The sequence below is a fragment of the Cupriavidus consociatus genome, from assembly GCF_017814975.1.
GTDB lineage: Bacteria > Pseudomonadota > Gammaproteobacteria > Burkholderiales > Burkholderiaceae > Cupriavidus > Cupriavidus consociatus.
Genome location: NZ_JAGIQA010000004.1, coordinates 234,032 through 258,999 on the forward strand (window position 1 = coordinate 234,032; position 24,968 = coordinate 258,999).

The window sequence follows — 24,968 nt, forward strand, 5'->3', positions numbered from 1 at the left end:
ACGGCCATGCGACCCCGCCCGATATTGCACGCGCTGCGCCGCGCCGGCGCCGCCGTGCTCGCGCTTGCGCTCGCCGCACCGGTGCCGGCCGCGGCGGCATGGTTCGGCGGCGACGAGCAGCGGCTTGCCGCCGAAGCCGACCGCTACGTCGCCGACAAACCCGCCGGGCTGCAGCGCATCCTGCATACGCTCTACATGGAGGGCGAATGGAATGCGGTGCTGAACCTGGACCTGCTCGGCCTCGCCGCGCTCGAAGCCGGCCAGCCGCGCGTGGCCGAGCGCGCCTTCGACATGGCCGCCGCGCGCATCCTGCGCATCTACGCCGACGATCCCCATGCGCAGCAGGCCAGGTCGCTGTGGTCGGCGGAAAGCGTGAAGGACTTCAAGGGCGAGCCGTACGAGCGCGCCATGACCTTCTACTACCGCGGCCTGCTCTATGCTGCCGCGGGCGATTACCAGAACGCGCGCGCGGCCTTCCTGCAGGCCGATATCCAGAACGCCTTCGGCCAGTACGAGCGCTACGACGGCGGCCAGGGTGGCTTCTCGCTGATGGTATGGCTGGCCGCGTGGGCGTCGCAGTGCGATGGTGACGGCGCCCGCGCCGCGGAACTGGCGGGCCGCGCAGCCAGGGGCACATCGCCTTTCCTTGCACAGGCGCGCACGGCGCTGCCCCGACACCTGAGCGTGTTCGAGCAAGGCATCGGGCCGGAAAAGGTAACGCTCGGCGATACTAAAAGCATCCTCGGCTTCCTGCCGCAGGGCAGCGCTGGCGGAGCGCCGCGCATTGCCTACGCGGCGGCCGGCAATGCGGGGGCGCTGGCTGCCGGCACGGCGGCGGATCTTGACCAGGTCGCCATGACGCGCGGCGGGCGGCCGATACAGGGCATCCTGGACGGCAAGGCCGTGTTCAAGGAAAACGCCGCCACCGTCGCCGACGCAGCCGGCGCGTTGTCGGCAGGCCTGATGAACGCGGCCATGTCCGCGGCCGGCAGCGCCAACGGCGCCAATGCCTCGCTGGCGCAGGGACTTGGCGCCGCGGGCGCGGCCGGCTCGCTGCTCGGCGTGGCCGCGGGCGCATTGTCGCGTGCGGCCAATGCCGAGGCCGACACGCGCTACTGGGCTTCGCTGCCCAAGACCATCTATGTTCAGGGGCTGGCCGCGCCGCTGGTCGACCCCGGCGCGGAATTCTCCACTGGCAGCAAGGCGCGGCCGGCGCTGCTCAAGGCGCGCCACGGCGAATGCTCCCTCGCCTGGAGCCGCGAGTATCCCGCCTTCGATGCCGAACATGGCGGCGTGGCGAATCCGTCGCCCTGGCCAGCCGAACCTGTGGAGTCGGGCCGCGAGCGCGCCAACGCCGCGCTGCGAAATGAGTTGCTGACGCTGCCTTTCGTCCGCTAGTCCCCCACCAGTCCACGCCGTTGTGCACATCGCGGCATTTTTTCCCGTTTCGCGCCTGCATCCCTTACAAGGTCTGCAAGGCTTGCATGGCCTGCGGCGCCAACTGCGCCGCAGGCGCGGGCCTGCCGCACGGTATGAATCTTGCCGCTCCTGATAACCCGCCAGCGGAATGCGGACATTGTTGCGCCCGTCCGCGTATGGCGCCATTCACATATCAGGAAACCAGCATGAGCTACTACTACGACGAACGCCAACGCCGCCAGGCGTGGGACGACGACGACTGGCAACCGGAATCCGAACGCGATCGCTGGCAGGAGGCGCAGCGCCGTCGCCAGCAACTGACGCCGGGCCAGACCAGCTACGGCGGTCCTGCGCGCCAGGGCAGCGGCTATAGTGGAGAGTACGGCGCCGGCCGGTATCCGGAGCGGCCGACGCAAGGTGAGTACGGCAGCAGCCGCGGCGACTACCGCGGCAGTTACGGCAGCGAGTACCGCGGCCAGCTCCAGCAGCGCGCCCGGCGCGGTGGCCAGGACTATCAAAGCCAGCAGGGCTACCAGGGGTCTCAGGAATACCAAGGCTATGAAGGGCGCCGGTATGAGCGCGACGAGAACGAAGATCGCTATCGCCGCCGTGCCGGCAGCAGCCTGCGCTACGGCCTGAACGGTGGCTATGGCTGGGAACGCGCCGGCGAATGGCGCGACCCGCAAGCCTGGAAGCGCGATGACGAATACGCCGAGCGCCAGTGGCGGGAAAGCGCTGACCGCGCCCGCGACCCGTATGAGTCGGCTCGCGACCGCAACCGCGACCGCTACTTCCGCGACCTGCGCAGCGACACCCGCTACTGGACCGAGGACCGCGACGAGCGCGAAGACGAACGGCGCTTTGGCCAGCGCTACAGCCGCGAGGCGGCGCGCCAGCGTGGCTGGGAAACCGATGACCGGGAAGGCTATCGCGACGACGACCGCGAAGACCACGGCGTGCTCTACAACCTTGGCCGCCGCATCGGCGAGGCGGTCGGCGACCTGTTCGGCACCGACCAGCGCGAGCACGAGCGCAAGGCTGGCCCGCGCGGCTACCAGCGCAGCGACGACCGCATCCGCGACCAGATCTGCGAGCGGCTCAGCTACGCGCGCGGCGTGGACGTCAGCGATGTCAGCGTCGACGTCAAGGAAGGCGTGGTGTCGCTGACGGGTTCTGTGCGCGAACGCGGCCAGAAGTACTACATCGAGGACCTGGCCGACGGCACCTACGGCGTGAAGGAAGTCAACAACGACATCCGGGTGCGGCGCGAGGGCCACGGCACCAGCGCCGGCAGCACGGCCACGTCCGAGGCGACCGGCAGCACGTGGCGCGCGTGATGTGCCGCAGCAGCGCGCCGGCGTAGTGCCGGCGCGCGCCGCAGATGCCCCGGCCGGCACTTGTGCCGGCCGGCCTCGTTCCAACGCGCAAGGTGCCCATGCCCGCCATCAAGATCGCCACGTTCAATATCAACGGCATCCGCAGCCGGATCGGCGCGCTGCGCCACTGGCTGGAGCGCGAGGCGCCCGACGTGGCGTGCCTGCAGGAACTGAAGACCGCCGACGAGAGCTTTCCCGCGCGCGAACTGCGCGAGGCCGGCTACGGCGCCATCTGGCACGGCCAGAAGTCCTGGAACGGCGTTGCCATCCTGGCGCGCGGCGCCGAGCCGGTGGAAGTGCGCCGCGGCCTGCCCGGCGATCCCGACGACAGCCACAGCCGCTACCTGGAGGCAGCCGTGCACGGGATCCTGGTCGGCTGCCTGTACCTGCCCAACGGCAATCCGCAGCCCGGCCCCAGGTTCGACTACAAGCTGGCCTGGTTCGCGCGGCTGATCGACCATGCGCAGACGCTGTTCGACAGCGGCCATCCGGTGGTGCTGGCGGGCGACTACAACGTGGTCCCCACCGACGAAGACATCTACAACCCGCGCTCGTGGCGCAAGGACGCGCTGCTGCAGCCGGAAAGCCGCGAGGCCTACGCACGCCTGCTGGCGCAAGGCTGGACCGATGCATTGCGCACGCACTATGGCGAGGAACGCATCTACACCTTCTGGGATTATTTCCGCCAGCACTGGCAGACCAATTCCGGGCTGCGCATCGACCACCTGTTGCTGAGCGCGGACCTGGCTCCGCGGCTGCGCGATGCGGGCGTCGACACCTGGGTCCGAGGCGAGGATCATCCCAGCGATCATGCACCGGCGTGGGTGGTGCTGAACCGGCCCGCCGCCCGGCGCAAGCGCCCGGCATAGGCCAGCGCAGGATTCAGGCCGCCGCGCCCATCTCGGCCGCAAGGCGCTCCCGGGCGAAGCCCAGGAAGGCGCGCACGCCCTCGGGCAACGTGCGGCCAGCCAGCGTCTGCAATTCGACCGCACGGCTGCGCATGCCGCGCTCGCGGATGGCCGCGGCATGCAGTTCGCCGCGCCGCAGGCGTTCGCCTACGGTCACCGTGCCCGAGATCGACAGCCCGCCGCCGTGCAGCACGAAGCTGGTCAGCGTCTCGAAGTGGTTGGTCACCAACACCGGCTCGAACACGATGCCGCGCTCGCCGCAGGCAATGTCGAACAGCTGGCGCACGGTGTTGTCGCCTTCCGGCAGCGCCAGCGGGTACGGCTGCATCTGCGCCAGCGTGATGCTGCGAAAGCGCGCAAGCGGGTGGTCGGGCGGCATGATGGCGATGACCGGCGCGGGCTGGCGATGCTCGATGCGGATGCCTTGCTCGGCCGCGCGGCTGTAGGTAATGCCGATGTCCGCGTCGCCATGCAGCACGATGCCGGTCACCTCCGCCGGCGCCGCCACGCGCACATGGAATTGCAGCCCCGGATAGCGCTGGCGAAACTCTGCGATGATGCGCGGCAGGAACTCGATGGCAAACCCGGCGGAGCTCGCAACGCGCACGCGGCCACGGCGCAGCCCCTGCAGCGCGGCGATCTCCGCCACCACGCGGTCCGCTTCCAGGGCGCCGCGCAGCGCATAGGCGGCGAGCAGTTCGCCGGCCGCGCTGACGACCATGCCGCGCGGGCGCCGGTCGAACAGCGGCACGCCCAGCAGCGCCTCCAGTGCCGCGACCTGCCGGCTGACCGCCGACACAGTCACGCTCAGGCGCTGCGCCGCCTCGGTCAGCGAGCCGCTGCGCACCACCTCCAGGAAGTAGCGCAACGAGGTGTCTTGCAGGCGGTGCGACAGCATGGGCGGCTCCTGGATTGCGGCGGTGCAGCGCTCCGCTGCTTTGCGTTTTACGCAAGGATATTTGAAAAAATCATCGATTGCGTAAAGCCCCGCCGCGCCCGTATGCTTTTTCCCGACACCACAGGAGACATCGGGAGAACCCATGGCGAATATGCCTTCCACCGCGCCTTCCACCGCGCTTTCCACCGACCCGATCACCGAACTCGATGCCGTCGCCCTGTCGCGCGCCATCCATGCCCGCGAGGTCTCTTGCGTGGAGGTGCTGGACGCCTTCCTCGGCCAGGTCGACCGCCACAACCCGCGCGTCAATGCCATCGTCGCGCCGGCCGACCGTGATGCAGTGCGCGCGCAGGCGCAAGCGCTCGACGCCGAACTGGCGCGTGGCGACAGCCGCGGCCCGCTGCACGGCTTTCCGCAAGCGCCCAAGGACATCAGCCCGGCGGCGGGCATGGTAACCACCAAGGGCTCGCCGATCTTTGCCGGGCAGGTCACCCAGAGCGATGCGGCGATCTTCGAGCGCATGCGCGCCGCGGGCTCGGTCTTTATCGGCCGCACCAACTCGCCCGAGTTCGGCCTGGGCGGCCATACCTACAACTCCGTCTACGGCACCACCCGCAATGCCTTCGACCCGGCGCGCTCGGCCGGCGGCAGCTCCGGCGGCGCCGCGGTGGCCGTGGCGCTGCACATGCTGCCGGTGGCGGATGGTTCGGACATGATGGGCTCGCTGCGCACGCCGGCGGCATTCAACCAGGTGTATGGGCTGCGCACCTCGGTCGGCTGCGTGCCGCATGGCCCCGCCGACGAGGTCTTCTTCCAGCAGTTCAGCGTGGCCGGGCCGATGGCGCGCAACGTGCCCGACCTGGCGCTGCTGCTGTCGGTGCAGGCCGGCTTCGATGCGCGCATGCCGTTGACGCGCCGCGCCGAAGCGCCCGGCGCCTTCAAGCTGCCGCCCGCGCGCGACTGGAAAGGTGTGCGCGTGGGCTGGCTTGGCGACCTGGGCGGCCACTTGCCGACCGAGCCCGGTGTGCTCGAAACCTGCGCGCAGGCGCTGGACCACTTCCGCGCGCTCGGCTGCGACGTCGACGCCGCACTGCCGGATTTCGAGCTGGAGCGCCTGTGGCATGCGTGGATCGACCTGCGCAGCTTCTCGGTGGCAGGCGCCAATGCCGCGCTGTACCGCGACCCGGCCACGCGCGCATTGCTCAAGCCCGAGGCAGCCTGGGAAATCGAGCGCGGCCTGGCGCTGCCCGGCACGCGCGTCTACGAAGCCCTGTGCGAGCGCAGCGCGTGGTACCAGGCGCTGCGCTCGCTGTTCGAGCGTTTCGACTATCTGGTGCTGCCGGCAGCGCAGGTATTCCCGTTCGACGCCGGATGGGAGTGGCCGCGCACGGTCGGCGGCCGCGACATGGACACCTACCACCGCTGGATGCAGGTCGTGGTGCCGGCCACCATGGCCGGGCTGCCGGCGCTGGCCGCGCCCGCAGGCTTTGGCCCGCAGGGGCTGCCCGCGGGCATCCAGATCATCGGGCCGGCTCAGGCCGACGCGGCGGTGCTGCAGCTGGGCCATGCCTACGACCAGGCCGGCGGCTTCTCGCGCGTGCGCAGCCCGTGGCTGGACCGCGCAGCCTAGTACCACATCACACCACCCACCATCACGACACCACGCGGCCCGGCCTGATCCGGGCCAGCGCCCACGCTTCGCTTTCCTACAACTGCCGGCAGGAGTGATTCCGATGACCGCAATGCCCCCGAAGCTGTTCCTCGCCTGTGCCGCATTCAGCGCGGCAATGGCCACGGCGCCTGCCATGGCGCAAGCGCCGGCCTGGCCCGAGCGCCCGCTGCGGCTGGTGGTGCCGTTCGCCGCCGGCGGCGCCACCGATCTCCTGGGCCGGCTGCTCGCCGTCGGCCTCGGCGAAAAACTGGGCCAGCCGGTGGTGGTCGAGAACAAGCCCGGCGCCAGCACTGTGGTCGGCGCCAGCCAGGTCGCCAAGGCCGCGCCCGACGGCTACACCCTGCTGCTGGCGGCCAGCACCACGCTGACGCTGAACCCGGCGATCCGGCAGCACCTGGGTTATGACCCGATCAAGAGCTTCACGCCGCTGGGCCTGGTCGCCGACATGAGCCTCGTGCTGGTTGCCAATCCCGATGCGCAGATCAACTCGCTGAAAGACCTGGTGACGCAGGCCAAAGCCCATCCCGACAAGTTCTCCTATGGCTCGTTCGGCACGGGTTCGTCGGTGCATTTCGGCGGCGAAATGCTCAAGTCCGCCACCGGGATCCGCATGGTCCACGTTCCCTTCAATGGCAGCGCGCCGAGCCTGACCGCGCTCACCGGCGGGCAGGTGCAGGTGGCGGTCGATACCGTGGTGGCCAGCCTGCCGCTGATCAAGGGTGGCAAGATCCGGCCGGTGGCGGTGCTGTCGCCCCAGCGGCTGCCGGCGCTGCCGCAGGTGCCAACGGTGGCGGAAAGCGGCTACCCCGGCTTCCAGATGGGCACCTGGTTCGCGCTGCTGGCGCCGGCCGGACTGCCCGCGCCGGTGCAGCAGAAGCTGGAAAAGGCGCTGGCCGAAGTCGCCAATGCGCCGGCCACGCGCGCTCGCATGGTCGAGCTGGCGCTGACGCCGGCCTACGGCAGCGGCGCCGCGGCGCGGGCGCGGGTCGAGAAGGAGCTGCCGGAGATGCGCGCCGTGGCCGCGCGCGCGGATATCCGCGCGGAATGATGGCGCAGGCCCCGTGCCTGCCGTTGCAGCGCGCGGCTTATGCGACGTGCGCGCCAAACCCTGCCAGGCCGGGCGCCACGTCTTCGCGCAGCGTCAGCGCCGGAATCTGATAGTCGCCAGCGTTCTGCGGCCGGAACGCAATCGGCGCCGTGGTGGCCAGCGTATCGAGGCGCTGGCCCAGTTCTTCGCGGATCGCGGCGAAGCGCGCGTCATCGACCCGGCTGGTCCGGTACACCACGAACGGCGGCAACACGTCGAAGCCGGGGTAGTACAGGATGCCGTGCTGGATCGGGAACAGGACGTCGTCGATCGGCCCGTTGATGCCGCGCGCGCTGTAGTGCGATGCCCATCCGCCGGTGGTGACGACCAGCATCGCGCGCTTGCCGGCGAGCATGCCTTCGCCGTAGCGGTCGCCCCAGCGTTCGTCCGAGTGCTCGCCCACGCCGTAGGCGAAGCCATAGGCGTAGACACGCTCGATCCAGCCTTTCAGGATCGCCGGCATCGAGAACCACCACAGCGGGAATTGCAGGATCACCGTATCGGCCCATCGCAGCTTGTCCTGCTCGCGCGCAATGTCGTCGCTTTGCAGGCCGTTCTCGAACGCATGCTTTGAATCGAACGACGGATGGAACGGCGCGTCGCCGCGGCGCGCCTTGCTGTCGGCCGCATCGAGCTGGGCTTTCCATTGCATTGCGTACAGGTCGGATACCTGGACCTGGTGTCCGGCATCGCTCAGCCGCTGCACCGCGAAATCGCGGATGGCGCCGTTGAGCGATGTGGGTTCGGGGTGTGCATAGACGATCAGAACGTTCATGACAGCGGCTTCCTTGCATAGGCATTGTTCGGGAAAAGCCAGCTTAGGCCGTGGCAAAGTATATTGGAAATGAATATCCAATATCACAGGTATTGCCATGACTAATCTCAGGCGGCTTGACCTCAACCTGCTGGTCACGCTGGACGTGCTGCTGTCCGAGCACAACGTGACCCGCGCCGCGCAACGCCTGCACTTCTCGCAGCCATCGGTCAGCGTCCACCTGGCCAAGCTGCGCGACTACTTCGGCGATCCGTTGCTGCTGCCCGGACCTCGCGGCATGCGGCCGACGGCGAAGGCCGAGTCCCTGCGCGAGCCGCTGCGCGAAGCGCTGGCCGCGCTGGAGCACGCGGTGTCGCCCGACACCCCGTTCGATCCCGCCGCCTCCACGCATACCTGGCGCGTGGCGGCAACCGACTACGGCGAATCGACCATCGTGCTGCCGGCCATGCAGGCGCTGCGCACCGCCGCGCCGGGCGCGCGGCTGGCGGTGCTGGAAATGGTGCCGTCGCGCATCGCCCGCCAGTGCGAACAGGGCGAGCTGGACCTCGCCTTCCACACGACCGAAGGCTCACCGCCTGCGCTGCACCGGCGCGCCCTGTTCACCGAGCGCTATGTGCTGGCAGGCCGCACCGGCCATCCCCGGCTGAAGCGGCGGCCGACGCTGGCGCAGTTCTGCGCGCTCGAGCATGTGATGGTGTCGCCCGACGGCGGCGGTTTCTCCGGCGTCACCGACGAGGCGCTGGCGCTGGCCGGCATGCAGCGCCGCGTGGTGCTGTCGGTGCCACACTTCCTCTTCGTCACCGCCGTGCTGGCGAACACCGACCTGGTGGCAATGGTGCCGCAGCGGCTGGTGCGCGACGCGCCGGGACTGCGCGTGGTCGAACCGCCTGTCGAGGTGCCGGGCTACGAGATGTCGATGCTGTGGCATGAGCGCGTGCATCGCGACCCGGCACACCGCTGGTTGCGGGAGCGGATCGCCGCGTCGCTATGATGGGCGCAATCCCGGCTGTTTTTTTGCATACAAAACTAGAATACAATCAAGGCTTTCAATGCAGCGGCCGGGTGCTTTCCGCGCCGCCCCAGTCTTGGAGGAGACCCATGACCTACAGTGCAACCGGCCTGACTTCCCGCCACACCGCCGCCCTGGCCCCGATCGAGGACTACCTGCAAGGCCACGCCACCGGCAACCCCGAGGTAATGCGCCGCGCCTTCCACGCCGACGCCCGCATCGTCTCGTTCCGCGACGGGAAGCTGCATTCGCTGACGGTGGAAGACTTTATCGCCGCGCGCTGCCCCGGCCATCCGCCGGCCGACGAAGCGCAGCGCCGGCGCGCCATCACCCAGTTCGACGTGGTCGGCAATGCCGGCGTGGCCAAGGTCGTACTGGAGCATCCGGACGTGGTCTTTACCGACTACATGACGCTGCTGCAGATCGACGGCGCGTGGAAGATCGTCAACAAGACCTTCAGCGCGGCGCCACGCGCGCAGCAGTAACGCACGCGGCGGCTGCCCGCGCGGCTCAGCCGGGCAGCACCGCGGTGGCTTCGATCTCGAACAGCATGTTGTCGAGCGCCAGCCGCGGCACCGGGATCAGCGTGCAGGCCGGCGCCGGCCGGTCGCCCCACATCTCGCGCAGCGCGGCGCCGAAGATGCGCAGGCGGTCGTGCGAGTGGTCGACCACCAGCACCGTCAGCTTGGCGACATCGCCAACGTCGGCGCCCGCGGCCTGCAGCGCAGTGCGCAGGTTCTGCATGGCCCGCGCCACCTGCCGGGGGAAATCCGCAGCCAGGCAGCCGGCCGCATCTTCGCCGCCCTGCCCGGCCACGTAGACAATGCGGGCTGGCCCTTCCACCACGGCCACATGCGAATAACCATTGGGACGCGGGTCGTACAGCGCGGGGGGATTGATCAGGTTCAGCGAAGCATTGGGGCGGGCAAGCGTCAGCATGGTCATCAACTCTGTGTTGAGCAAAGGCGAACAATGGAGCCGCAAGTATCAAACCTCAAGTTAGGTTAAGGTCAAGCGCGGCCATGGTGGTAGCATGGGCATTCCCGCTGCCGCCTGCCACCGTCCGCTCCCGGCCATGCCCAAGACTTCCAGACCCGTTTCCGCCGCCCCTGCCACGGCCGGTGCGCCGCGCCGGCGCCGGCCAGGACCTGCCGAAGAACTGCTGTCGGTCGGCCAGGTGGCCGAACGCACCGGCATTGCGGTTTCGGCGCTGCATTTCTATGAATCCCGCGGATTGATCGCCAGCACGCGCAGCGGCGGCAACCAGCGCCGCTATGCGCGCGCGGTGCTGCGGCGGCTGGCGGTGATCCGCGTGGCGCAGCGCATGGGGCTGCCGCTGGCGGTGATCGCGGCGGCAATGCAGAAGCTGCCCGATGGGCGCGCGCCGACGGTGGCGGACTGGCGGCGGCTGTCGGCCAGCTGGCGCGATGACCTGGATGAACGCATCCGCACCCTGACGATGCTGCGCGACCAGCTCGATGGCTGCATCGGGTGCGGCTGTCTGTCGCTGAAGGCGTGCCCGCTGCGCAATCCGCAGGATGCGCTGGCCGGAGCAGGGCCGGGGCCGCATTTCCCCGGCGAACAGGAATAAGCGGACGCCTTATAGGCGAACGCCCTAGCGGAAGGTCTGCAGGTAGCCGAGCAGGTCTTCGATCTGCTTGTCGTTGCCCATGCCCCAGAACCGCATCTTGGTGCCCGGCACGACCTTGGCCGGCGAACGCAGGAAGGCGCTCAACGTGTCATGCGACCAAACCACCCTGGATGTGCGCATCGCTTCCGAATACTGGAAGTCCGTCGTGCTGCCCGCCTGGCGCCCGAAGATGCCATTCAACTGCGGGCCGAACGCGCCGCGCGCATTGCGGCCGACGTAGTGGCACGACGCGCAGCGCGTGGCAAACAGTGCCTTGCCCGCCTGCAGGTCAGGCCCGGCGTGCGCCACGGCGGGCATTGCGGCAAGGACGGATAAGGCCAGGACGGGGACGGCGGACAAGACGGTACGACGCATGGGCAACACGGGGCAATGAACTGCGAGGCTGCATGATACAGGCCCGCGGCTGCGTGGACAGGTTACACCACGTCACACTTGCAACACTTCGAGCGCCCAATATTACGGACCCTGCCCCTACAGTGAGCCCATGTCCAACGCCCCTTGGGAGGCAGCCATGAAACGAATCCTAGCAATGGCAGTAGCAGGCGGTGCATTGCTGGCGGCGAGCGCCGCAGCCCATGCCGGTGTCAACGTCGGCATCAATATCGGCGCGCCCGCCGTCGTGGTGGCCGAGCCGGCGCCGGTGTACCGCCCGGCTCCGGTCTACGCGCCGGCGCCGGTTGCGTATGCCCCTGCCCCCGTCGCCTATGCTCCGGCGCGCCCGGTGGTGGTAGCCCCGGTGCCGGTGCGCTATCGCCCCGACTATCATGCCGGCTATCACGCCGACTATCGGCCCGGCTATCACCGCGCGGAATACCGTGAAGCCCGCCGCGAATGGCGCGAGCGCGAGTGGGCCCGTCGCCATGACGGCCACCACGATCACCGTGGTCCGGGCCGCCACTGGGACTGACACGCCGCTGCCGGCCGGGCCCGCCAGCCCGGCCGCGGCAAAAAGACCCTTCCAGCGAAGATCCGCAAGTCAGGCTACCCTGTCGGCCAACATCCCGTTTGAGCCTGCCAGGAAATCGCCATGACCCAACCCCTCAGAATCGACTTCGTCTCCGACATCGCCTGCCCCTGGTGCGCCATCGGACTGTCTTCGCTCCAGCTGGCATTGCAGCGCCTGGGCGACGAGGTCGACGCCGAGATCGTGCTGCATCCCTTCGAGCTGAACCCTGACATGGGCCCCGAAGGCCAGGCCATCGTCGACTACCTCGGCAAGAAATATGGCCGCACGCCCGCGCAGATCGCCGAAACCCAGGCCATGATCCGCGAGCGCGGCGCCGGCGTAGGCTTCACCTTCGGCGAGCGCGCCTTCGTCTACAACACTTTCGACGCGCACCGGCTGCTGCACTGGGCCGGCCTGCAGGGCAAGCAAGTCCCGCTGAAGCTGGCGCTTCTGCGCGCCTACCATACCGATGGCAAGGATCCAGGCAACCATGCCGTGCTGCTCGAGGCGGCGGCGTCGGTCGGCCTGGATGCCGACGGTGCCCGCCAGGTGCTGGAAAGCGGCCAGTACGCCGACGAGGTGCGCGCCGAAGAGCGCCAGTACCAGCAGATGGGCATCCAGTCGGTGCCCTCGGCGATCTTCAACAACCGCTACCTGGTAACCGGCGGGCAGCCGGTCGAAGCGTTCGAGCAGGCGATCCGGCAGATCGCGGCCGAGGCGAAGGCGGGTACGGCCGGTTGAAGCGACGAGGGCGCTGACCGGCCGGCGTGGGATGGCCCGCCAGGGAGGGAGCTTGCGGGCTAAGAACTGCGCTTGTGCCCGCGCCGTTCATTGACCGCTTCGCCGAGCAATTCCAGCATTGCCAGCGAATCATCCCAGCCGATGCAGGCATCGGTAATACTCTTCCCGTAGGTCAAGGCGGAAGGGCTGTGCTGCCCGGGGGTGAACTTCTGCGCGCCGGCCACCAGATTGCTCTCGACCATGACCCCGAAGATGGAGCGGCTGCCGCTGCGAATCTGCTGCGCCACGTCGCGCGCCACGTCCAGTTGCCGCTCATGCTGCTTGCTGCTGTTGGCGTGACTGAAATCCACCATCAGCGCGTTGCCCAGCCCTGCCGCCTGCAGCTCGCGGCAGGCCGCCGCCACGGAATCCGCATCGTAGTTGGGGACCTTGCCGCCGCGCAGAATGACGTGGCAATCCGGATTGCCCTTGGTGTGCACCGTCGCGACCTGGCCGTTCTTGTGCACGCCCAGGAAATGGTGCGGACGCGAGGCGGCCTGGATCGCGTCGATCGCAATCCGGATATTTCCGTCGGTGCCATTCTTGAAGCCGATCGGCGCTGAAATACCCGAAGCCAGCTCGCGATGCACCTGGCTTTCCGTGGTGCGGGCGCCGATCGCGCCCCAGCAGATCAGGTCGCCTATGTACTGCGGCGAGATCACGTCGAGCAGCTCGCCGGCCGCCGGCAGGCCGAGGCGGTTGATGTCGACCAGCAGGCTGCGCGCAATGCGCAGGCCTTCGTCGATACGATAGCTCTCGTCCAGATAAGGGTCATTGATCAGCCCTTTCCAGCCGACCGTAGTCCGGGGCTTCTCGAAATACACGCGCATCACGATCTCGAGCGTCCCGGCATGGCGCTGCCGTTGCGCCAGCAACAGCCGCGCATACTCGAGCGCCGCCTGCGGGTCGTGGATCGAGCACGGTCCCATGATCACCAGCAAGCGGTCGTCCTCTCCATGCTGGATCCGCGCGATACGCTGGCGCGTCTGCGTGATCAGCGACTCGACCGCCGTGTTCCGGATCGGGAAAAAACGAATCAGGTGTTCGGGCGGCGGCAGCGGGATGATGTCTTCGACATGCGCGTCGTCAGTCACGCTGGTGCGGTCCGGCGGTGACTGCCATTCATTGGCGATGGCGGACGAAGGTTTGAGCGGTTCGTTCATGGCGAGGTCGACCAGGTTTTGCTAGCAAACGATGGTGCTACACCAATGCCGGGGGCGTCAAGGCAGGCGCAAGACCGGCCGGCTCCCGATCTGTGCTGACGGGCACATTTGGCCGGCCTTTGCCACCCTGGTCCGCAGAAGCTTCCCTGCCCGCTGCAAGGACAGCGCCGCGCCCGCACAATTTAACACAACACATGTTGTTTTAATTCGCGTGGCGAGTTATTGTCCGTGGGGTTCGGAGCACGTCTGGTACTTCGCCGAGTAGGTGTTCGCCAAGGATGGGGGCATGAGCGGCCGCGGGCCGTGGCACCAGGACACCGCGAACCTGCCGTGGGCCGGCAGGCACTGGGGCAACGCATGGATCACCTTCCAGCCCATCCCGAAGAAGAATTCGCTGGAAATCCACCCTGGCCTATTACCTGTTTGCGCAATGGGGCGCCTACGCGCTGGTCTACAGCCTCAAATATTCCGAGGAGCATGCGTACTACATCACGTTCCTCTGGAACGTGATCTATTGCGCCACGCCGTTCCTTGCCATGGCGTCGCTGGACCGGTATGAGCGCAAGTCGACCATCCTGGCCGTGTCCGTGCTCAGCGCCCTGCCGCTGGTCGTGCTGGGCCTCTCGGCCACCAGCTGGGTGCTGATCGCCGCGGGCGGCATGGGGGGCGTGATGCTCGCGGCGGCCGCCTGCTACATCGTCTTTTCCATCCCCGTCGCGCTGTTCGGCCCGCGTACCACCAACCGCTCGCTCGAAGCCGTCGCCGGTGAAAACTCCGCCGCTGGGGCGGGAATGCGTTCATCCCAGGACACGCGCGTGGCCGCCTGACCGGCAGCGGTGTTCGACCAAGCCATTGGAGAACAGCAAAGTGACCAAGAACCTCAAGACTTACCGAACGTTAGGCGGATGGACAGAATGGCCGGCGGGCCTGCAGCCACAGCTCGATGGCCACACGAATGCCGACGTGGTCATCATCGGCGCCGGCTTTGCCGGGCTGTGCGCGGCGCTGGAGCTGGCCCGGCACAAGGTGAAGGTGGTCGTCCTCGAGCCCGACTTTGCCGGCTCCGGCGCGAGCAGCCGCAATGCAGGTTATCTCGCGGGAGCGCAGGGGCTCAAGTATGACCGCTTCCTCCAGCGCATCGACCGGGATCTGCTGGTCAACGCGATGTCCATCCTGGTTTGCTCCGAACACGAGCAGGGACTTGCGCAGTTCCTGTATTGGTGCGCGATCTGCTTTGGCGACTGGAACGCCTTCAAGGAAAATTCCGGGCATTGGCCGATCGAAGGCGGAACCGGCCGGCTGATCAACGCCATCAGCGCCGAGTCGAGAGCCGAGCTGCGCCTTTCAACGCCGGTGGCCGCTGTCGACGACAACGGACGGGAAGTCATGGTGACCACTCGCGACGGGCAACGAATCCGGGCCCGCCACGTCGTCGTGGCGTTGCCGCTCATCATGCTGCACGAACTCTCCGTCACGCCGCCGCTGCCGCAACCCGTGCGTGCCATGATCGAGCAGAAGAACCCGATCATGCCCAGCAAGATCTGGGTACGCGTCAAGGGCGAGATCGAGCCCTTCGTGATTTATGCGCCCGTCGGCAAGCATCCCATCAATACCGCGCATGCCGAACGGCGCGGCAATGGCGATACGCTGGTGGTGTGCTTCTGCTGCGATACGTCGGCGCTTGACGGCAATGATCGCGAGGCCGTACAGCGCGCACTGCGTGACTTTGTTCCGGACATCGAAGTATTGGACACGGTCTGCCAGGATTGGGCCAACGACGCCTTTGCCAGGGGCGGGTGGATGCATCACCGACCCGGCAACCTGACCCAGGCTGCACCCCTGATGCGAACACCCCATGGCCGCATCCATTTCGCAGGCGCTGACAAGCCGGGATCGGTGTCGGCGGCATCGACGGTGCCATCGAGACCGGCGCGAGGGCCGCCGTCGACGTCGCTCGCGCATTGGCCATGGCAAGTCGTTGATTGCGACTGGTTGACGCCTTGCTAGCCCCGCCTGGAGCGAGTCCCGGCATCCCGGGCCTCTCCGGGAAGCGGGGCGATCAACACCGCCAGCGCGTCAATGAGTGCCCGCATCCGCCTGGGCGTGAATCGCTTGGGCTCGATCGGGTACATCATCATCCACCCATCGCCCATGGCGACGAGCTGGTCGGTGAGGATATCGGCCGGAATATCGTTGCGGACCGCCCCTCGCTCCTGAGCGTCCTTGACCAGGGAAGCGAGGATGCGGCGATAACGCGCATAACGCCTGGCGATGACTTCAGCGAAGGCCGGCTCGTGCCGCCCTTGGGCAAGCAACTCCGACGTCGCCGGCCAGAATCTTCTGCTGCGATCCGTCAGCCTCAACCAGCTTTCGAAAGGTGCCAGGATGTCGCCGCTTTCCCGTGCGGACTCCAGCATTGCCTCGAAGCGGTCAAAGGCACTTTCCATCAGCGCAACGACCAGCTCTTCCTTGTTCGCAAAGTAATAGGTCACCGCACCAGTCGTGTACCCCGCGTGCCTGGCTACCTTGCGCAGCGATGCATTGGCATATCCCTCCTCCGCAATCACGGACGATGCCGCCCTCAGCAGCGCCTTGCGCTTCCCTTCGCGATCGCCGATCGGGCGACCCCGGGTTGAGACCTGCTCGATATCGCCATCACTGCCCATTCTCATCTGCCTGTTGAGGGTTTCGTTACTGGATGCCATCCGGCCAGGCGCCAATCCATTCAACGGCGCCGGGTGCGGCAAACCCGATTTTACAGAATCCGCGTTATGTCTTGCGGCCACTCCGCCAGGCGTATCCAGACAGCTCCGTGCAGCCCTGTTTTCCACGACCGCACAGCCTGTTCCCGTTCGAACCGACCTGGCAAGACCTGCGGCTTCGGCCTACCCTGAGCACGCAGGGAATACCTGGCTTTCCATTTACCATTGCGACCGTTATCTTAATTCCTCGATTCACCAACATATGACCGTGTACGGTCCAGGAAGCTTGTGCGGCAGAGGTTTCTTCATGCGGCCGCCATGCAACTGAAAAACAGGAGATGGCTGATGGATGCATCCAGGCGCAGGGCCGTGGAGGAGACTGGCGCTGTCGTTAAACAGTGCCCTGAAGGGAGGCAGCGAATGCCATGCGGAAAGGCACCCGACTGGCGCAGCCGGTCGTTGATCGCGCTGGGGGTGCTGGCTACCTTTGCGGGTGCGGCGTGCGCGCAATCCTCGATGACGTTGTACGGTACGGTGGACACCAACCTTGAATTCGACACGAACTTCAAGAACCGGAGCGGAGGCGCTGATAACAGGTTCGCCCTCAATGGCGAGGGCCTGTCGGGATCACGCTGGGGCCTGCGCGGCGTGGAAGACCTGAGCGGCGGCCTGAGCGGCGTCTTTGTTCGGAACCGGTGGAAGCAGCGGCACCGTGAACGGCAGCAGCCTTGGTGGCAAGGGCGAGGTGCCCGGCCAGTTTCGACGCGACACCGGCTACGGTGCGCGGGTGTCCTATACCGCCGGCCCGTTTGGCACCGCCCTGACCTATGGCAGGTGAATCCGAGCATCATCAGCAACGGCACCTTCCTCGGTACCGGCACCTTCAAGAAGGCCGCCGCTGCGGTCAGCTACGCGGTCGGCCCGGCCATCTTCATGGGCGGCTACCGCTGGGCCAGGTCGAGTGCGCCGGGGCAGACACTGGTGCGCGACAACTTGTACTGGGCTGGTGTGTACTACGATGTAACGCCTGCGCTGAGCCTGACCCTGGACTACTACTACCAGGTGTTCCGCGCTTCGACCTTGCCCGCGCTGAAGCCGCCCGGCAATCCGAGGCAGTTGATGTTTATCGCCGACTACCGCCTCTCCAGGCGTACCGACCTGTACCTGACCACGGCCTACTCAAAGAATGCCGGCCTGTGCCTGGACACCGCGTCCATTGCCTTTACCAACGGCTATCAGCTCGGCGCGGGCAAGAACAGCATGTACGGCGCCGCACTGGGTATCCGTCACCACTTCTGAGCGTAACGCCGCACCGCGCCGTGACAAACGGCGCAGGCCACGAGGGTGTGTCCTGCGCGGCGCGCCGCCAGTTTTATCCGGCCCGGTAGACGCCGTCTTCGTTTTCCTCAACCCGCCCGTCAGCCAGCAGTTCGGCCAGATGCTGTGAAATCGTTCGCGTCTCGGCGTTTTCCACCCATAGGCCTTCATAGCCCGGCGGATACAACAATCTCTGATCGACCAGTTGCGCGAGGGTCTTTGGCGATTCGCGCAGCCATGCCAGCAGGCGCTGTTCGCGCTCGTCAAGCTTGGCGGCATAGGCAGCGAGATCACGCTGGAAGTGCTCGCGATCGGTGTAGACGCCCCGGTGATGGGACGTGACCCACACCTTTGCCGGAATCTCCGGGAGCCGCGCCAGGCTGCGACGGAAGTCCGCCAGGCTGGAACACGCGTCACCGTAGTAAGGCCCGAACCCGGTAAGGTCGATGTCCCCCGTGAACGCCACGCACTCCGGCTCGACAAAAAGAACGGAGTGGCCAGCGGTGTGCCCGGGCATGTGGAATGCGCGAATGCGGCTCTGCCCAAGATCCCAGGAGGCGCCGTCCACGTAGCCCTGTGCGTCAGGCCGCGGCGCATAGAAGAAATTGCGCTGGAGCTTCAGCAGCGTCTCCGACGCGTACTCTGCATTGCCGAAAGCGGCGATCATCCCATCCCAGCTTTGTGCCGCTGGCAAATCCGCTTCGTGGACATATACCGAGGCAGCCGGGAGGCGGTGCAAGCCGGCCATGTGGTCTTCATGCACATGCCCCATCACCACTAGCTCGGTCGCGTCGAACTCGGCTCCGATGTGGTTCGCGACAATCGGCGTGTCGAAGGCCGCACGGGTATCCGTGCCCCGCACCAATATCTGGTTTCCGTCGGGATATTTGCCGCTCTTCTCGCCAAAGAAGACCGAAACGCGCCCGAAGTCAGCCCGTTGGATGGGTCCGTGCGTGTCGGCACTGCTGAGAGCGGTCTTCATGCTGGTCTTCTCCTGTGGCGGTCTATTGAAATCCCTTCATCTACGGTGTCCCGCAAGCGGGCAGATACAGCTTTGTCGCTTCAGTTTCAAACATTTAATCATAACATTCGTCATGATAATAAAGAAGTCTCTGGCATCGCATGCGCCGGCTCCTTTCAATCTGTGGCGAAGCCATTCCGCCTGGCCTCGGCGTGTATCCCGAGCATCGAAGCGGTCACCGCGACATCATCATTTGCCCCATGAAACCCTCGATCTGCGGCAGCGTCACGTAGCCAGTTCGCTGCGCGTCGATCTGGTCAAAATGTTTTGCGACCATCGGCATGCCTGCGGCCGCCTGCTCACGCGTCAGCTTGCCGTCGTGCGTGGTATTTGCGTTGGCAAAGCGGCCCTGCAATTGCTGCATCGCATGCTCCACTCGCGGGTTGGCGGCGGCGGCTGCGGGCATGTCGACGCCTTGCGCGAATGCGCCAGCGGAAGCCAGGCACATGGCGGCTACTGCAATCATCTTCTTCATGGTGTTACTCCGTTTGGCCGGCGTCTGCCGGCGTTGTGAACTCTGTTTCTCTTGTTCGCGGTTACGCATACCGCACCTTCGCAGTGACCCGTGGAATTACCGCACCACGTAGACCGGGCGGGATGCGACGTAGACGGTACGCGGCAGCGGCGTGGCCTTCACAACCACCGTCGGAAGCGGTGCTGAGGCAACGACCACCCTGGGTGCAGGCTTGACCACCACCTTGGGAGGCTGCGCAACCACCACCGCCGGCGGACGGACATACACGCTGGCCGGCGCGACCACCACGGTCGAGGCAAAGGCCTGGCTGCTTGCAAGCAGGATCAGCGTACCGGCGGCAGCGCCAAGGAAGCGGGGAATTCGGGGGAAGCGGGAAGTCATCACAAGTCCTACAGTTTCGGTTTCAGCCGGGCAGTGCAGCGCGGCAACGGACCGAACTATAGGTCGGGGGCCGGCGAATTTCGACGCGGAAAACATGTCGCGGTATTACACGACGGCGGCCCCGCAAGGCATGACATGCGGCGACATATTTCCACCATGGCGCCAACCGCGATCGACCACTACATTGGCCTCACCGACGCAGCAAGCCGGCTCCCCGCAAAGCAACGCGTCACCTCTCACCACACAGGACGATCATGCACAGCCTCCACAAGATCACCCTTCTCGCCACAGTCTTCGTCGTGGCGGTCTCACTGGTCGAAGCCTTCTTCCTGGCGCGCAAAGCCCGGACGCAAGGCAAGGCCTACCCCTGGCACGAAATGGGACTGTCGCTGGCCGACATGGTCGGACGCAAGCTGATGGCACTGCTGCCGCTGTCGCTGGCCACGCCCATCTTCGCGTTCGCCTGGCAACACCGCATCTTCACCATCGAGATCAACAGCGCGCTCGCGGTGTTGCTGCTCTTCCTCGGACAAGAGTTCTGCTACTACTGGTACCACCGCGCCTCGCACCGCATCCGCTTCTTCTGGGCAACGCACGCGGTGCACCACTCGCCCAACGAACTGACGCTGGGTACCGCCTATCGCTTGGGCTGGACCGGCAAGATCCTTGGCGCGTCGATGTTCTTTGCCCCGCTGGTCTGGCTTGGTGTGCGTCCGGAAGTCGTGCTGTCCACGCTGAGCCTCAATCTGCTGTACCAGTTCTGGCTGCATACCACCTGGATTCCCAAGCTTGGCTGGTTCGAAAAAGTATTCAACACCCCGTCGGCGCACCGCGTGCACCATGCCTCGAATGTGGATTACCTGGATGCCAACTATGGCGGCGTGCTGATCATCTTCGACCGCCTGTTCGGCACCTATGTGGAAGAGCGTGAAGACGAGCCATGCCGCTACGGCCTGGTCCACCCGACCACCACGCACAACCCGATCGTCAACCAGTTCGAGCACTGGATCGGCCTGGGCAAGGACATGATGAGCGCCGGCAGCCTGCTGAATGCAATCGGTTACCTGCTGATGCCTCCGGGCTGGGCACCGGACGGCAAGGGTCAAACGACGGAAGTCCTGCGGCAGCAGCAAGCCATGGAGCGTGCGGTGGCGGTCAGCGCGAGGTAACAGGCAGGGGCGGACGAAGAGGAAGCGGGCAGCGCAGGCTGCCCGTTTTTTTTATTACACTGAGCCTTCGATCCGTATTTCGTACCCGAATTTCGATACGTTATCCCGCTTCCGGAGAGACTCCCATGAAGGCCTGGATTGCAAAGGCAGTTGGCGCGCTTGGCTGTGCCATGGCATTTGTTGCGAGTCCGGCGAGCGGCGCCGAACCGGCCACGCTGGTCATTTCGGCCGGTACGCAACAACGCAGCTGGACGGTCGATGCGCTGCTGAAGGACCGTCGGCTGACCGACGTGACGGTCGACGACGACAACCTGAAACGCCGCCTGACATTCAAGGCGCTCCCCATGGCCTCCCTGTTGCGCGGCATGCCTGCGGAAGCCGGCGCGACTGCCACGACGGCAGCCAGCGATGGCTACGTCTCTCACCTGCCGCTGCGGATGCTGCTGGCCGATAGCGCCAACGAGCCGCGGGCCTGGCTGGCGGTACAAGCTCAAGGGCCAGGGCATCGGCCCGTTTCGGCTGATCTGGACGCTGCCATCGGGGCGCGCCGCATCCGTGGTCAATGAAAGCCATTGGACCTACAACATCGTGCGCATCGATATCACCGCATCGCCCGGGGAGCGCTTTGCCGCCATCCGGCCTGCCTCCGACCAGCCGGTCGATGGCCCGGTCATGCGCGGCTTTGCGACCTTCCAGCGCGTCTGCTTTTCATGCCACTCGCTGAACAAGGTGGGCGATGCCCACCTCGGTCCGGACCTCAATGTGCCCTACAGCGCGGTGGAGTACATGGGCGACGACAAGCTGGCCAGGCTGATCCGCGACCCGCAGTCACTGCGCTGGTGGCCCGGCGCGCGCATGCCGGCCATCGACGAAAGGACGCTATCGGATGCTGACCTGAAGGATCTGCTGGCGTACCTGCATCACATGGCCGGGCGCAAGGGTTCCTGAAGCCAGGCTCGCGTCAGGTCTTTTCCGGCATGGCCGACGAGTGGTGGCTTGTGATCAGCCATTGCGAGCCGGTCCAGCGATAAGTGTAGGTATAGCGCGCCTTCACGACGGCCCCGGTCCGCGCGAACGTGAAGGTATAGGTCCCCGCATCCACCGCATAATTGCAGCCCAGCTCGATGCTGCGAAAGTCGATTTTCCCGGAAGGACGGCTTTGCAGGAATTCCTTGAAATAGTCGAGCTTCTCGGCGGGGGTCATGCGCGGTTTGTTGGATACCGTCGGAAGCAGGATCGAGCGTTCCGCATAATTGGCCACCACCTTGTTGGGGTCGCCGGTCTGCAGGGACTGGTTCCATCGGTCAAACAACGCGGCGATTTCCTGCTCTGAGGCTTGCTTGCAGGCTTCGGTGCGTGACGCCTGGGACGAGGCCTGTGGACTGGCTGGCGATCCCTGGTTCATGGCGCATCCGGCAAGTACGGAGGCCAGGGCAGCAATGCAGGACAGCTTCATGGCTAGCTCCTTGGATTTATGGTTAGAGCCAGAATGCACGCAATGCAGTATGGACCATCGGGCAGGCGTTAGCCATGTCCGCATCGTGCCGGCATAGCACGGACAAAACACCATTTAAGCGCCTTCTTAATATCGGCGGCCGGCGCTAAGCCTGCGCTATCCCTGCCCGAAGGTCGGTCATGATCTGTTCGGCAAGGAAATCGCAAGGCGGCCGCTTGGACTTCGCGCTTCGGGCGAGGATGAGCTCGAGCGGCGGCAGGTCGGGCAAACCATGGGCCTGGCCGAGCACGGTCAGTTGCGGCGGGATCGCGCATCGGGCCAGCGCCGCGACGGCCAGCCCGGCCTCGACCATGCTGAGCAAACCCAGCAGGCTCGGGCTCTCGTACGACGTTCGATGCGCGATCCGTGCGCGGTCCAGGCTGCGGATCGCGTTCTCGCGCGCCACGCTCCCTGGCATGAACACGGCGATAGGCAACGGCCTGTCCTCCCAGACTTGCGGCCCGTTCGCCATGGCGGCCCAAGCCATGGGCTCGTTCCGGATAAAGTCGCCGGACAGTCCCTTTACGCGCGTGCCGCAGACCAGGTCGACCGTGCCATCCTTCACCAGTGGCGCCAGCGCGCTGCTGGGCAGGCCGACTACCTGGATCTGCACTTTCGGATAGGTCGTCGAGAACTTCTTCAACACCGAGGGCAGCAGCGACGACGCGTAGTCGTCGGGCACCCCGATCGCTACCTTCCCCGTCACCTCCGGCCGTACCACGGCGGCCCAGGCTTCGTCGTGCAGGGCCAGCATCCGCCGGGCGAAGCCCAGCAGCACTTCACCCTCGTGCGTCAGCACGATGCTGCGTGGCCGCCGCACGAACAAGGGCCGGCCCAGCGCTTCCTCGAGCGCCTTGATCTGCATGCTGACGGCGGACTGCGAGCGGTTCACCGCCTCGGCGGCCCGCGTCATGTTGCCGGTCTCGGCGACGGCGACCACCGTGGCCAGGACATCGTGATCGAGCATCTTCATGGGCTATCAGAAAAACTGAATACAACAATCAATATTATGCGTTTTTCTTCTTGAAAACGGCGTGCGATATTCGACAACAACAACAAAAAAGACGTGGACCGCAAACTCGCGCCACGTCTTGACCGCGGGATTTCGGTATCCGCCCTCAGAGCATGGACAACAAAGCCGCTTCGCTACTCGTCGACCACCCGCTACGCGCCTCGCTCGTCGCTGAATTGCACGCCCGCCCCTTTCTTCGGCTCAGCGGCAGCGTGTCACTGACCCACTACGCGATCTACTCGGACGAGGATCCTGCGATCCACGAATATCTCGTTCGCACCTTGTGCGAACAGACCGGCATGGCGCTACCCGTGGACGGGGTCACTCACCACGCCGTGCAATCGCCCTTCGGCTGGCATCTGAAATGGGAGCGGCATACCGAGTTCTCCACGTTCACGTTCGTCAGTCCGCGCGACGACACCGACTACTTCAATGACCTTGCGATCCGCGGTGTTCCGGCGGATTGGCTGAGCCTGCTGGCGGGCAAGCGATTCCATGCGGTCCGGATGGAATTGCTCTCCGCAGACGCTGCCGCCGGCGTGAGGGCGAACTTGCGCCATTGGCTCGACGGGCCGGTTCTCGTCGGCAGCGATGTCCTTGGCGGCGGCAAGGTCTACTGCGACTGGAATGTGCCGGCCGACGGCTATATGCGCATCCTCGCCATCGATGAGGACTTCCGCGAGGAACAGGGCGGCAGGCTGCTGCAACGCCTCTACGAGATCGAGACGTATCGCATGATGGCGTTGCTGGCGTTGCCGGTCGCACGCACGCTGGGCCGGGAGCTCGACGACATTCACGCGTCGCTCCAGGAACTGATGCGGGCCATGGATACCCGTCGCGCCGGTGACGACGACGCGGAACTGCTGGACAGGCTCACCGAACTGGCCGTGCGCGTGGAATCACTGTCCGGGCACAGCGGGCGCTTCAGCGCTTCGCGCGCCTATGAGCGAATCGTGCTGGCGCGCATCCAGGAGTTGCGGGAACAGCGAATCGAAGGCATGCCTACGATCTCGGAATTCATGGAGCGGCGTTTCGGACCCGCCATGGAGACGTGCCGCAGCGTCTGGTCACGCCACGAACAGATCGCGGCACGGGTCGCGCGTGCTGTCGACCTGCTCCGCACCCGCGTCAACCTGACCCAGGAACGCGATGTCACCCGGCTGCTGGCGGGACTGGATCGTACCGCGCGGAACCAGCTGCATCTGCAGCATGCCGTCGAGGGCCTGTCCGTCGCAGCGATCTCGTATTACGTGCTGTCCATCGCGGCAGCGGGGTTGAAGGCGTTGCATGTCGTCAAGCTACCCGTCGATCCCGAGTTGGCGGAAGGCCTGCTGATCCTTCCCGTGGTGCTGATTGTGTTCGGCATCATCAAGCGCAGCCGGACCCAGAAATCCCGCGATGGCCTTGCCCAGGCAGGCCGCGCCTGAAGAATCGCCGACCTGAAGAGCTTCTTACCGAGAAACGCAAATGAACGCCACCACCAGCATTGATCCCTCTCTCGTATCGTTGCCGGGCGCAACCCGCCAGGCATCGCAGATCAGGCCGCATTGGGCGGGCCAGCAAAAGACACCCACGGAAGTGCTGACGGACAATTCGAACGACCGGCCAGACGTCGCGACGATCGCGGTCCTGGGCTACAACTGACGAAAAAAAACCGCCCGGAAACCGGGCGGGCAAGTACTGCCTCTCCTTACCTCTTGCTGCATCGTTAC

At 66.1% G+C, this 24,968-nt stretch carries 26 protein-coding genes and 3 pseudogenes; 18 read left to right on the forward strand and 11 right to left on the reverse strand.

The annotated features are described in order from the left end of the window. The first annotated feature begins 6 nt into the window (after nt 1-6). The 3 genes from J8I82_RS07765 to xth all read left to right on the forward strand — a co-directional run bounded on the left by J8I82_RS07765 (nt 7) and on the right by xth (nt 3,664). Complete coding sequence (locus tag J8I82_RS07765; protein WP_209755985.1) at nt 7-1,398, forward strand: COG3014 family protein; 1,392 nt, start codon at nt 7-9, stop codon at nt 1,396-1,398. Nucleotides 1,399-1,625: 227 nt separating this feature from the next. Then, nucleotides 1,626-2,756: a BON domain-containing protein gene (locus J8I82_RS07770; protein WP_209755987.1), complete on the forward strand. Its 1,131-nt coding sequence runs from the start codon at nt 1,626-1,628 to the stop codon at nt 2,754-2,756. A gap of 98 nt (nt 2,757-2,854) precedes the next feature. After that, nucleotides 2,855-3,664 carry an exodeoxyribonuclease III gene (xth, locus tag J8I82_RS07775; RefSeq protein WP_209755989.1) on the forward strand — a complete coding sequence of 270 codons (810 nt, stop codon included), beginning with the start codon at nt 2,855-2,857 and terminating at the stop codon, nt 3,662-3,664. 13 nt (nt 3,665-3,677) lie between these two features. Here the strand turns inward: xth and J8I82_RS07780 are convergent, their stop codons facing one another. Further along, nucleotides 3,678-4,601 carry a LysR substrate-binding domain-containing protein gene (locus J8I82_RS07780; protein WP_209755992.1) on the reverse strand — a complete coding sequence of 308 codons (924 nt, stop codon included), beginning with the start codon at nt 4,599-4,601 and terminating at the stop codon, nt 3,678-3,680. A gap of 142 nt (nt 4,602-4,743) precedes the next feature. Here J8I82_RS07780 and J8I82_RS07785 point away from each other — a divergent pair, with 142 nt between their 5' ends. Together J8I82_RS07785 and J8I82_RS07790 are read left to right on the forward strand one after the other, a co-directional pair. Further along, entirely contained in the window at nt 4,744-6,231 is a 1,488-nt protein-coding gene (locus J8I82_RS07785) for an amidase (protein ID WP_431831533.1), read from the forward strand. 103 nt (nt 6,232-6,334) lie between these two features. Beyond that, nucleotides 6,335-7,321, forward strand: a complete 987-nt coding sequence (locus tag J8I82_RS07790; RefSeq protein ID WP_209755994.1) for a Bug family tripartite tricarboxylate transporter substrate binding protein — start codon at nt 6,335-6,337, stop codon at nt 7,319-7,321. Nucleotides 7,322-7,358: 37 nt separating this feature from the next. Here J8I82_RS07790 and J8I82_RS07795 read toward each other — a convergent pair whose 3' ends face one another. Continuing rightward, nucleotides 7,359-8,135 carry an NAD(P)H-dependent oxidoreductase gene (locus J8I82_RS07795; RefSeq protein WP_209755996.1) on the reverse strand — a complete coding sequence of 259 codons (777 nt, stop codon included), beginning with the start codon at nt 8,133-8,135 and terminating at the stop codon, nt 7,359-7,361. 97 nt (nt 8,136-8,232) lie between these two features. On the opposite strand from J8I82_RS07795, the gene J8I82_RS07800 reads away from it, so the two are divergent. Beyond that, nucleotides 8,233-9,126, forward strand: coding sequence for a LysR family transcriptional regulator (locus J8I82_RS07800; RefSeq protein ID WP_209755998.1), 894 nt, complete (start codon nt 8,233-8,235; stop codon nt 9,124-9,126). A gap of 107 nt (nt 9,127-9,233) precedes the next feature. Continuing rightward, nucleotides 9,234-9,629 (forward strand): nuclear transport factor 2 family protein, encoded by a 396-nt coding sequence (locus J8I82_RS07805; RefSeq protein ID WP_209756000.1) that lies wholly within the window; start codon nt 9,234-9,236, stop codon nt 9,627-9,629. 25 nt (nt 9,630-9,654) lie between these two features. Here the strand turns inward: J8I82_RS07805 and J8I82_RS07810 are convergent, their stop codons facing one another. Then, on the reverse strand, nt 9,655-10,083 hold the full coding sequence (locus J8I82_RS07810; protein WP_209756002.1) for a RidA family protein: 429 nt from the start codon (nt 10,081-10,083) through the stop codon (nt 9,655-9,657). 136 nt (nt 10,084-10,219) lie between these two features. Here J8I82_RS07810 and soxR point away from each other — a divergent pair, with 136 nt between their 5' ends. Beyond that, nucleotides 10,220-10,735, forward strand: a complete 516-nt coding sequence (gene soxR, locus J8I82_RS07815; RefSeq protein ID WP_245179522.1) for a redox-sensitive transcriptional activator SoxR — start codon at nt 10,220-10,222, stop codon at nt 10,733-10,735. A gap of 24 nt (nt 10,736-10,759) precedes the next feature. Here soxR and J8I82_RS07820 read toward each other — a convergent pair whose 3' ends face one another. Beyond that, nucleotides 10,760-11,149, reverse strand: a complete 390-nt coding sequence (locus tag J8I82_RS07820) for a c-type cytochrome (RefSeq protein WP_209756004.1) — start codon at nt 11,147-11,149, stop codon at nt 10,760-10,762. 157 nt (nt 11,150-11,306) lie between these two features. On the opposite strand from J8I82_RS07820, the gene J8I82_RS07825 reads away from it, so the two are divergent. Then, on the forward strand, nt 11,307-11,702 hold the full coding sequence (locus J8I82_RS07825) for a hypothetical protein (protein WP_209756006.1): 396 nt from the start codon (nt 11,307-11,309) through the stop codon (nt 11,700-11,702). A 120-nt stretch (nt 11,703-11,822) separates the two neighbouring features. Then, entirely contained in the window at nt 11,823-12,482 is a 660-nt protein-coding gene (locus J8I82_RS07830) for a DsbA family oxidoreductase (protein ID WP_209756008.1), read from the forward strand. A 59-nt stretch (nt 12,483-12,541) separates the two neighbouring features. On the opposite strand, the gene J8I82_RS07835 is transcribed toward J8I82_RS07830, so the two are convergent. Then, nucleotides 12,542-13,684 carry a 3-deoxy-7-phosphoheptulonate synthase gene (locus J8I82_RS07835; protein ID WP_245179523.1) on the reverse strand — a complete coding sequence of 381 codons (1,143 nt, stop codon included), beginning with the start codon at nt 13,682-13,684 and terminating at the stop codon, nt 12,542-12,544. 229 nt (nt 13,685-13,913) lie between these two features. Between J8I82_RS07835 and J8I82_RS38250 the strand changes: the two are divergent. The 3 genes and pseudogenes from J8I82_RS38250 to J8I82_RS07845 all read left to right on the forward strand — a co-directional run. After that, nucleotides 13,914-14,096, forward strand: a pseudogene (locus tag J8I82_RS38250) (phytanoyl-CoA dioxygenase family protein); the annotation flags it as partial. 124 nt (nt 14,097-14,220) lie between these two features. Then, nucleotides 14,221-14,511, forward strand: coding sequence for a hypothetical protein (locus J8I82_RS07840; RefSeq protein WP_245179524.1), 291 nt, complete (start codon nt 14,221-14,223; stop codon nt 14,509-14,511). Between the two features lie 40 nt (nt 14,512-14,551). After that, nucleotides 14,552-15,691 (forward strand): flavin monoamine oxidase family protein, encoded by a 1,140-nt coding sequence (locus J8I82_RS07845; protein ID WP_284183040.1) that lies wholly within the window; start codon nt 14,552-14,554, stop codon nt 15,689-15,691. On the opposite strand, the gene J8I82_RS07850 is transcribed toward J8I82_RS07845, so the two are convergent. Then, nucleotides 15,688-16,389, reverse strand: coding sequence for a TetR/AcrR family transcriptional regulator (locus J8I82_RS07850; protein ID WP_245179525.1), 702 nt, complete (start codon nt 16,387-16,389; stop codon nt 15,688-15,690). The genes J8I82_RS07845 and J8I82_RS07850 overlap by 4 nt on opposite strands. 417 nt (nt 16,390-16,806) lie before the next feature. Between J8I82_RS07850 and J8I82_RS07855 the strand changes: the two are divergent. Continuing rightward, a pseudogene (locus tag J8I82_RS07855) lies at nt 16,807-17,685 on the forward strand (porin). Nucleotides 17,686-17,758: 73 nt separating this feature from the next. Here the strand turns inward: J8I82_RS07855 and J8I82_RS07860 are convergent. The 3 genes from J8I82_RS07860 to J8I82_RS07870 form a co-directional block, all read right to left on the reverse strand. Continuing rightward, complete coding sequence (locus tag J8I82_RS07860; RefSeq protein WP_209756010.1) at nt 17,759-18,685, reverse strand: MBL fold metallo-hydrolase; 927 nt, start codon at nt 18,683-18,685, stop codon at nt 17,759-17,761. A 214-nt stretch (nt 18,686-18,899) separates the two neighbouring features. Then, nucleotides 18,900-19,199: an EF-hand domain-containing protein gene (locus tag J8I82_RS07865; RefSeq protein ID WP_209756220.1), complete on the reverse strand. Its 300-nt coding sequence runs from the start codon at nt 19,197-19,199 to the stop codon at nt 18,900-18,902. 96 nt (nt 19,200-19,295) lie between these two features. Continuing rightward, entirely contained in the window at nt 19,296-19,580 is a 285-nt protein-coding gene (locus J8I82_RS07870; RefSeq protein ID WP_209756012.1) for a hypothetical protein, read from the reverse strand. 254 nt (nt 19,581-19,834) lie between these two features. Between J8I82_RS07870 and J8I82_RS07875 the strand changes: the two genes are divergently transcribed. Both J8I82_RS07875 and J8I82_RS07880 read left to right on the forward strand, forming a co-directional pair. Continuing rightward, on the forward strand, nt 19,835-20,749 hold the full coding sequence (locus tag J8I82_RS07875) for a sterol desaturase family protein (protein WP_209756013.1): 915 nt from the start codon (nt 19,835-19,837) through the stop codon (nt 20,747-20,749). Nucleotides 20,750-20,874: 125 nt separating this feature from the next. Next, a pseudogene (locus J8I82_RS07880) lies at nt 20,875-21,697 on the forward strand (c-type cytochrome). Between the two features lie 13 nt (nt 21,698-21,710). On the opposite strand, the gene J8I82_RS07885 reads toward J8I82_RS07880, so the two are convergent. Further along, nucleotides 21,711-22,205: a DUF4440 domain-containing protein gene (locus J8I82_RS07885; protein ID WP_209756015.1), complete on the reverse strand. Its 495-nt coding sequence runs from the start codon at nt 22,203-22,205 to the stop codon at nt 21,711-21,713. A gap of 145 nt (nt 22,206-22,350) precedes the next feature. Next, nucleotides 22,351-23,217: a LysR family transcriptional regulator gene (locus J8I82_RS07890; RefSeq protein ID WP_209756017.1), complete on the reverse strand. Its 867-nt coding sequence runs from the start codon at nt 23,215-23,217 to the stop codon at nt 22,351-22,353. 152 nt (nt 23,218-23,369) lie between these two features. On the opposite strand from J8I82_RS07890, the gene J8I82_RS07895 reads away from it, so the two are divergent. Both J8I82_RS07895 and J8I82_RS07900 read left to right on the forward strand, forming a co-directional pair. After that, a complete protein-coding gene (locus J8I82_RS07895; RefSeq protein WP_209756020.1) occupies nt 23,370-24,683 on the forward strand; it encodes a DUF3422 family protein in 1,314 nt (437 codons plus the stop codon). A gap of 40 nt (nt 24,684-24,723) precedes the next feature. Next, nucleotides 24,724-24,900 carry a hypothetical protein gene (locus J8I82_RS07900; protein WP_209756023.1) on the forward strand — a complete coding sequence of 59 codons (177 nt, stop codon included), beginning with the start codon at nt 24,724-24,726 and terminating at the stop codon, nt 24,898-24,900. Nucleotides 24,901-24,968: the final 68 nt, after the last annotated feature.

Coding starts and splice junctions, on each gene's coding strand:
- J8I82_RS07825 (WP_209756006.1), top strand. CDS start 11,307: ATGAAACGAATCCTAGCAATGGCAGTAGCAGGCGGTGCATTGCTGGCG.
- J8I82_RS07790 (WP_209755994.1), top strand. CDS start 6,335: ATGACCGCAATGCCCCCGAAGCTGTTCCTCGCCTGTGCCGCATTCAGC.
- J8I82_RS07895 (WP_209756020.1), top strand. CDS start 23,370: ATGGACAACAAAGCCGCTTCGCTACTCGTCGACCACCCGCTACGCGCC.
- J8I82_RS07890 (WP_209756017.1), bottom strand. CDS start 23,217: ATGAAGATGCTCGATCACGATGTCCTGGCCACGGTGGTCGCCGTCGCC.
- J8I82_RS07840 (WP_245179524.1), top strand. CDS start 14,221: ATGGCGTCGCTGGACCGGTATGAGCGCAAGTCGACCATCCTGGCCGTG.
- J8I82_RS07770 (WP_209755987.1), top strand. CDS start 1,626: ATGAGCTACTACTACGACGAACGCCAACGCCGCCAGGCGTGGGACGAC.
- J8I82_RS07795 (WP_209755996.1), bottom strand. CDS start 8,135: ATGAACGTTCTGATCGTCTATGCACACCCCGAACCCACATCGCTCAAC.
- J8I82_RS07780 (WP_209755992.1), bottom strand. CDS start 4,601: ATGCTGTCGCACCGCCTGCAAGACACCTCGTTGCGCTACTTCCTGGAG.
- J8I82_RS07820 (WP_209756004.1), bottom strand. CDS start 11,149: ATGCGTCGTACCGTCTTGTCCGCCGTCCCCGTCCTGGCCTTATCCGTC.
- J8I82_RS07830 (WP_209756008.1), top strand. CDS start 11,823: ATGACCCAACCCCTCAGAATCGACTTCGTCTCCGACATCGCCTGCCCC.
- soxR (WP_245179522.1), top strand. CDS start 10,220: ATGCCCAAGACTTCCAGACCCGTTTCCGCCGCCCCTGCCACGGCCGGT.
- J8I82_RS07900 (WP_209756023.1), top strand. CDS start 24,724: ATGAACGCCACCACCAGCATTGATCCCTCTCTCGTATCGTTGCCGGGC.
- J8I82_RS07875 (WP_209756013.1), top strand. CDS start 19,835: ATGCACAGCCTCCACAAGATCACCCTTCTCGCCACAGTCTTCGTCGTG.
- J8I82_RS07785 (WP_431831533.1), top strand. CDS start 4,744: ATGGCGAATATGCCTTCCACCGCGCCTTCCACCGCGCTTTCCACCGAC.
- J8I82_RS07850 (WP_245179525.1), bottom strand. CDS start 16,389: ATGGCATCCAGTAACGAAACCCTCAACAGGCAGATGAGAATGGGCAGT.
- J8I82_RS07810 (WP_209756002.1), bottom strand. CDS start 10,083: ATGCTGACGCTTGCCCGCCCCAATGCTTCGCTGAACCTGATCAATCCC.
- J8I82_RS07805 (WP_209756000.1), top strand. CDS start 9,234: ATGACCTACAGTGCAACCGGCCTGACTTCCCGCCACACCGCCGCCCTG.
- J8I82_RS07800 (WP_209755998.1), top strand. CDS start 8,233: ATGACTAATCTCAGGCGGCTTGACCTCAACCTGCTGGTCACGCTGGAC.
- J8I82_RS07835 (WP_245179523.1), bottom strand. CDS start 13,684: ATGAACGAACCGCTCAAACCTTCGTCCGCCATCGCCAATGAATGGCAG.
- J8I82_RS07860 (WP_209756010.1), bottom strand. CDS start 18,685: ATGAAGACCGCTCTCAGCAGTGCCGACACGCACGGACCCATCCAACGG.
- J8I82_RS07865 (WP_209756220.1), bottom strand. CDS start 19,199: ATGAAGAAGATGATTGCAGTAGCCGCCATGTGCCTGGCTTCCGCTGGC.
- J8I82_RS07870 (WP_209756012.1), bottom strand. CDS start 19,580: ATGACTTCCCGCTTCCCCCGAATTCCCCGCTTCCTTGGCGCTGCCGCC.
- J8I82_RS07885 (WP_209756015.1), bottom strand. CDS start 22,205: ATGAAGCTGTCCTGCATTGCTGCCCTGGCCTCCGTACTTGCCGGATGC.
- J8I82_RS07765 (WP_209755985.1), top strand. CDS start 7: ATGCGACCCCGCCCGATATTGCACGCGCTGCGCCGCGCCGGCGCCGCC.
- xth (WP_209755989.1), top strand. CDS start 2,855: ATGCCCGCCATCAAGATCGCCACGTTCAATATCAACGGCATCCGCAGC.